The 6,140-nt window shown below is 43.6% G+C and carries 6 protein-coding genes; all 6 read left to right on the forward strand.

The genetic code is table 11. The features are described 5' to 3' along the window. Window positions 1-11: 11 nt before the first annotated feature. Window positions 12-740, forward strand: a complete 729-nt coding sequence (recO, locus tag G2999_RS09535; protein WP_010181405.1) for a DNA repair protein RecO — start codon at window positions 12-14, stop codon at window positions 738-740. A gap of 52 nt (window positions 741-792) precedes the next feature. After that, window positions 793-1,557 (forward strand): pyridoxine 5'-phosphate synthase, encoded by a 765-nt coding sequence (gene pdxJ / locus G2999_RS09540; protein ID WP_010181407.1) that lies wholly within the window; start codon window positions 793-795, stop codon window positions 1,555-1,557. A 1-nt stretch (window position 1,558) separates the two neighbouring features. Further along, window positions 1,559-1,951: a holo-ACP synthase gene (gene acpS, locus G2999_RS09545; RefSeq protein WP_010181409.1), complete on the forward strand. Its 393-nt coding sequence runs from the start codon at window positions 1,559-1,561 to the stop codon at window positions 1,949-1,951. Between the two features lie 15 nt (window positions 1,952-1,966). Further along, entirely contained in the window at window positions 1,967-3,421 is a 1,455-nt protein-coding gene (gene rlmD / locus G2999_RS09550; RefSeq protein ID WP_010181411.1) for a 23S rRNA (uracil(1939)-C(5))-methyltransferase RlmD, read from the forward strand. Between the two features lie 24 nt (window positions 3,422-3,445). Next, on the forward strand, window positions 3,446-5,602 hold the full coding sequence (gene relA / locus G2999_RS09555) for a GTP diphosphokinase (protein WP_010181413.1): 2,157 nt from the start codon (window positions 3,446-3,448) through the stop codon (window positions 5,600-5,602). A gap of 94 nt (window positions 5,603-5,696) precedes the next feature. Then, the coding region (locus G2999_RS12320; RefSeq protein WP_010181414.1) for a MazG family protein at window positions 5,697-6,140 on the forward strand (444 nt) is incomplete at its 3' end.

Here is a 6,140-nt window from a genome sequence, read left to right on the forward strand (position 1 = left end):
AGTCAATTAACATGATAGGCGGAGCCAGCACGTTTATTACAGGATTTGTACTGCATCGACGTGCTTACCAAGAAAGCAGCTTTTTGGTGGATATCTTAAGTCTTGAAGCCGGCAAGATTCGTTGTGTGGCTCGCGGGATGCGCAGTGCTAAATCTGATCGTAAAAGTGTCCTGCAGCCTTTTCAACCAATCGCATGTGAATTAACCGGCAAAAGCGAGTTAAAATCCGTGAAAAATGCTGAAAACACAGATAAGAGTATTCCTTTGCAACACACGTCGCTGTTTTGTGGCATGTACCTCAATGAGCTGATTAATCGTGTATTACCGAGTAATATTCCATGTCCTGATATTGTGAATGATTACTATGAGACGCTCAAGCAACTCCACACTTCCCAAAAATTTAATAGCACACTCCAGCCTCACCAAGAGGCCCAGCTGCGCTGTTTTGAACTAAATTTATTAGCAGAATTAGGTTATTTACCGGATTTAAGTTGTGAAGTTCGTACCCAAACCGCCATTGAAGACGATATGGATTATGTGTTTATCAGTGATCAAGGACTATTTTTGAAACAATGGTATCCTCATCTCACTTCTGTTAAGGGCCAATGGATCAATGATGCATTGGCGCAGAGATGGCACCCTGAGAGTTTGCGTACCGCTAAGTGGATCACGCGCCAAGCATTTCAACCATTACTAGGTGATAAACCCTTAAAAAGTCGTGAATTATTTGTATCAAAATAACGATTAAGCGATAATTACCCTATATATTAAATGAGTTATAAGTGAGACGACGATGATATTAGACAAAGAAGTGTTACTCGGTGTGAATATTGATCATGTAGCGACACTGCGTAATGCGCGTGGCACTAGTTACCCTGATCCTGTCCATGCGGCTGATATCGCAGAACGCGCTGGGGCTGATGGCATTACGGTGCATTTACGTGAAGATCGTCGTCATATCAATGATCGTGATGTGGAAATCTTAGCTCGTACACTTAACACGCGCATGAATTTGGAAATGGCAGTCACGGATGAAATGCTAGCGATTGCGAAAAAGACGCAACCCGCATTTTGCTGTTTAGTGCCGGAAAAACGTGCTGAATTGACCACCGAGGGTGGATTAAATGTCGCCGGTAATCTTAGTCGTATGCAAGATGCTTGTGGGCAACTTGCCGAACAAGGGATCTTAGTTTCATTATTTATTGATGCTGAACCCGAACAAATTGATGCGGCGGTGGCCTGTGATGTCCCGTATATCGAGATCCATACAGGACAATACGCTGATGCAACCTCTATTAAGCAACAAACCCAAGAGTTGGCAAAGTTGAAAGCCGGTATTCAATTTGCTCATCAACGTGGTTTACAGGTCAATGCGGGACATGGCCTGCATTATCATAACGTTAAGCCAATTGCAGCCATCCCTGAAATTGTCGAATTAAACATTGGCCATGCCATTATGGCGCGTGCGATGTTTGATGGCTTAGGTAAAGCGGTGAGTGACATGCGAGCATTAATGCAAGAAGCTCGGATCCAAGGACTCATCGAGTTAGGGCGCTAATATGCCCATCATTGGTTTAGGTACTGATATTGTCCAGATATCACGTTTTGAGGAGATGGAAGATACGAGCGTGAAGCGTGATCGTTTAGCCCAAAAAGTGCTGACACCCAATGAGTTTGATATGTATCTTCAGCATGCTCACCCGGCTCGATTTTTAGCAAAACGCTTTGCGGTTAAAGAAGCCGCCGTCAAAGCGTTAGGTACGGGGATTGGGCATGGTGTCGGTTGGCAACATCTATCTGTCACTCATACGGATAAAGGCCAGCCGTTATTACAATATACAGATGGCTTTGCTCACATTGCTAGTGAGTTAGGTGTGACACACAGCCATGTATCCATTTCTGATGAAAAAGAATATGCGGTGGCCACCGTGATTTTAGAATCACACATTTAGAGACAGGAACAGCTCATGGCTCAGTTTTTCAAACCGCAACATAAAGCATCATCCAAGGCCAAGCGTCAACTTCCCGTAGTGACTCTTGAAATATCTGGATTCACATTAAATGGTCAGGGGATTTGTAAGTCACATTCTCCGGTAGTCATTGTCTCAGGTGCGTTACCTGGTGAAACGGTGATAGTGCAAATTACTGCACAAAAAAAACAAGTGTGGTTAGGCAGTGTCATCTCAGTAATTACCTCACATGCACAGCGTATTGCGGCTCCTTGTCCATTCGCCGTGGGAGCGCAACGCGATAATAAGGTATTACCGACTCAACTCGCTATGCCGACATGCGGTGGTTGTCAGTTATCTTTTGTTGAGCCAAGTGCCTTACTGGCGTTAAAACAAACGGCATTGGATGAATACGTCCATCAGCATATAGGGGCTATTGAATTACCTTGGCGAGCCCCAGTTTTATCAGCACCTCAATACCGAAGAAAAGCGCGTCTAGCGATTGATGCGCGTGATAAACAGGCGATTAAAGTTGGGTTTAGGCAAACTTCAGCAAAAACTGTCATGTCGATCCCGCAATGTGAGGTGTTGGAAGGCGCATTACAGCCGGTACTAAATGCTATCCATACATCATCAGCCCAGTGGCATTGGTTAATTCATGTCGGGCATATTACCTTACTCGAGTCGCGCGATCAGATTGTGGTCGCGTTTAATACCCAACAGCCCTTATCCAAACAGGCATTAGCGGCATTACAGGCTTTTTCACAAGCACATGAAGTGTTGATTGCGGTGACAGTTAAGGGGGTACCTAAAGGTGTGCCATCGTTGCCACATAACGATGACGCTAAATGGCTGACACTGCATTGGGCCGATGACAATGACGCCATGAATGTCTCGCTAGCACAGCCTGATTTATGGTTAACGAGTATAGATGAATGTCAATACCCGGTAGGACTGGATGATTTTATTCAAGTCAATGCATCCTTGAATCAGGCGATGATCTACACCAGTATCGATTTACTCGCTCTCGCACCAGATGATCGAGTGGTGGATTTATTTTGCGGCTCAGGTAACTTTTCAGTACCTATCGCGAAACAGACGGAGTATGTCCTTGGTATTGAAGGGGTAGAGGCAATGGTTCAGCAAGCAAACCAAGGAGCAGTTGCATCTGGCGTGGATAATGTGACGTTTTTGCATGCCGATTTAACGACGTCAGAGGCGATGCATGCGATAAAAGCCGCTAAATGTAATAAGCTATTACTTGATCCTTCCCGTGAAGGAGCAAAAGCGATTTTAGCACAGGTTGATTTACAGCAATTTGAACGAATTGTGTATGTTTCTTGTAACCCACAATCATGGGTACATGACATCCAATTATTATTAGATGCTGGTTTTGCGTGTCAGCATACGCAATTTTTTGACATGTTTGCAGGCACAACGCATACTGAGTTAGTCAGTGTATTTACCCGTTAATCGGTTAAACCAAAAGGATCCGGTGTGGTTACGATTAGAACAGTACAACATCCCCAGCGCCCCAGTTTTGTTAAATGGTTAGCGGGATTAGCAATATCTGAAGAGACTAGAGCAAAACTCACTTCGGTGTCTGATACCCCTGAAAAGTTACTTGTCGGGCAAGAAATGGTTGAGATCCTCCATGAACTGAATATGGACGATGAAACTCTTCAAGCAGCGCTCGTATTTCCATACTGTGAAACTCATGTATTAAATAAAACCGAAATTGAAGATGAGTTTGGTATCGCGATTGCTGATTTGATTGAGGGTGTACGTCAAATGGAAGCGATTAAAACACTTCACGCCAAACACCAACAAGACGAACAGCAAGTTGATAATATTCGTAAGATGCTTATCGCCATGGTGGCTGATGTGCGCGCGGTTGTGATCAAAATGGCGGAACGGATTTGTACATTACAACAGGTCAAAGAAGCTGATGAAGAGACTCGGGTTCTTGTTGCACGAGAGTGTTCAGCGATTTACGCTCCTTTAGCCAATCGCTTAGGGATAGGTCAACTTAAATGGGAATTAGAAGATCTTGCGTTTCGTTATCTACACCCGAAACGCTATATGGAAATTGCTCGCTGGCTTGATGAAAAACGTGCCGATCGCCAAGATTATATCGATGAGTTTGTGGCGAGCTTATCCCATACACTGCATGAACATAATGTCGCCGCGCAAGTGTTTGGCCGGCCCAAACACATTTATAGCATTTACAAAAAAATGCAAAAGAAACACCTGAGCTTTGAGCAGTTGTTCGATATCCGTGCGGTACGAATTATTGCGAACACCTTACAAGATTGCTATGCAGTATTAGGGGAAGTTCATGCTAATTATCAGCATATTCCCAATGAGTTTGATGATTATATTGCTACGCCAAAACCCAATGGTTACCAGTCCATCCATACAGTGATAAAAGGTCCAGAAGGGCGCACTATTGAGATCCAGATCCGCACCCAAAAAATGCATGACGATGCTGAACTTGGGGTCGCTGCGCATTGGAAATATAAAGAAGACCACTCAGGTAAATTATCTGCAGCAGAAGAACGGATCAATTGGTTACGTAAAATTTTGGCATGGCAGGAAGAAGTGGCTGAATCTGGCGATTTAGTGGAGGAGTTCCGGTCGCAAGTATTTGATGATCGCGTGTATGTCTTTACTCCAACAGGCGATGTGATTGATTTACCGGTGGGCTCTACGCCATTGGATTTTGCGTATTATATTCATTCGAATGTCGGTCACCGCTGTATAGGGGCAAAAGTGGATGGTCGTATTGTGCCGTTTACATACCAATTACAAAGTGGCGACCAAGTTGAAATTTTAACCGGTAAACAAATGAATCCATCGCGGGATTGGATGCACCCAGGCTTAGGGTATGTGCATTCATCCCGTGCGCGCGCTAAAATTCATACATATTTTAAAAAACTCGATAAAGATCAGCATCTTATTGCGGGTAAAGACATCATTGAGAGAGAGCTAAATAAATTACAATTGCACCTCAAAGATGTCAGTAAAGCTGTTGAAAAGTTCAACATGAAATCTCCTGATGATTTAATTGCTGCCGTTGGCGCTGGGGATATCCGTGTTATGTCGCTGGTGCATTACCTGCAGCAGTTACTCCGCCCAGAACCAGAGATTACGGCTGAGGAAATCAACGCAAAAGCTAAACCCAAACGCCGTAAGCAAAACACCAACAACACGATTGAAGTGGAAGGCGTTGGACATCTAATGAGTCAATTGGCCAACTGTTGTCAGCCAATTGCGGGTGAGCCGATCTTAGGTTATATCACTCAAGGTCGAGGAGTGAGTGTCCATAAGCGTGATTGTGATCAGCTAGCACATCTACTGTCTATGCACCCAGAACGTGAGATTGATGTAAATTGGGCAAGTGATCTTGATATGGGGTTCGCGGCTGAATTACGCCTCAAATGTTATGATAGAACCGGTATATTGAAGGACATCACGACAGTGTTAGGGAATGATAAGATCCCAGTGTTAGGTGTGAACTCATCGAGTGATACTGCGCAAAACACCTGTCAAATTGATTTGAAAATTGAAGTGAAAGACGTTAACCGATTGTCACAGGTGGTCAATAAATTAAATAAAATTCGTTCTGTTTTAAGTGTCCATAAATTAGCATAGTTAACACCCAGTTCGAGTCGACTGTTTAAATTTAATCGCGATACACAAAACGAGTTGTTACACTATGGCAAAGCCATACAAATGAATTGATTGAATGAAACCTGAACAGCGTCAGCAATATATCGAGTTAACCGAATCTGATCCTATCAACGCGCTTGTCGCAATTATGACTCAACTCAGAGATCCTAATACTGGATGCCCTTGGGATATCAAACAAACACTCCAAAGCATCATTCCGCATACGATTGAAGAAACCTATGAAGTCGCAGATGCAATATATAACGGTGATCCTGAGCATATCAAAGAAGAGCTTGGAGATTTACTTTTCCAGGTGGTGTTTTACGCTCAGATTGCGCAAGAATCAGGTTGGTTTGATTTTGCTGAAGTAGCGCAAATCATGTGTGAAAAGTTAATCCGACGTCATCCCCATGTCTTTACCGATCAATCACATTTAACGTCGGAACAAGTTGAAGCACAATGGAATGCAATTAAACAAGCAGAAAAAGCAGGATTACCGATACCCACATCGATATTAGCG

This window comes from Glaciecola sp. HTCC2999 (assembly GCF_000155775.1).
GTDB lineage: Bacteria > Pseudomonadota > Gammaproteobacteria > Enterobacterales > Alteromonadaceae > Opacimonas.

Excerpts from the sequence above, each read along its gene's own strand:
- rlmD (WP_010181411.1), top strand. The coding sequence starts at position 1,967 with ATGGCTCAGTTTTTCAAACCGCAACATAAAGCATCATCCAAGGCCAAG.
- acpS (WP_010181409.1), top strand. The coding sequence starts at position 1,559 with ATGCCCATCATTGGTTTAGGTACTGATATTGTCCAGATATCACGTTTT.
- pdxJ (WP_010181407.1), top strand. The coding sequence starts at position 793 with ATGATATTAGACAAAGAAGTGTTACTCGGTGTGAATATTGATCATGTA.
- recO (WP_010181405.1), top strand. The coding sequence starts at position 12 with ATGATAGGCGGAGCCAGCACGTTTATTACAGGATTTGTACTGCATCGA.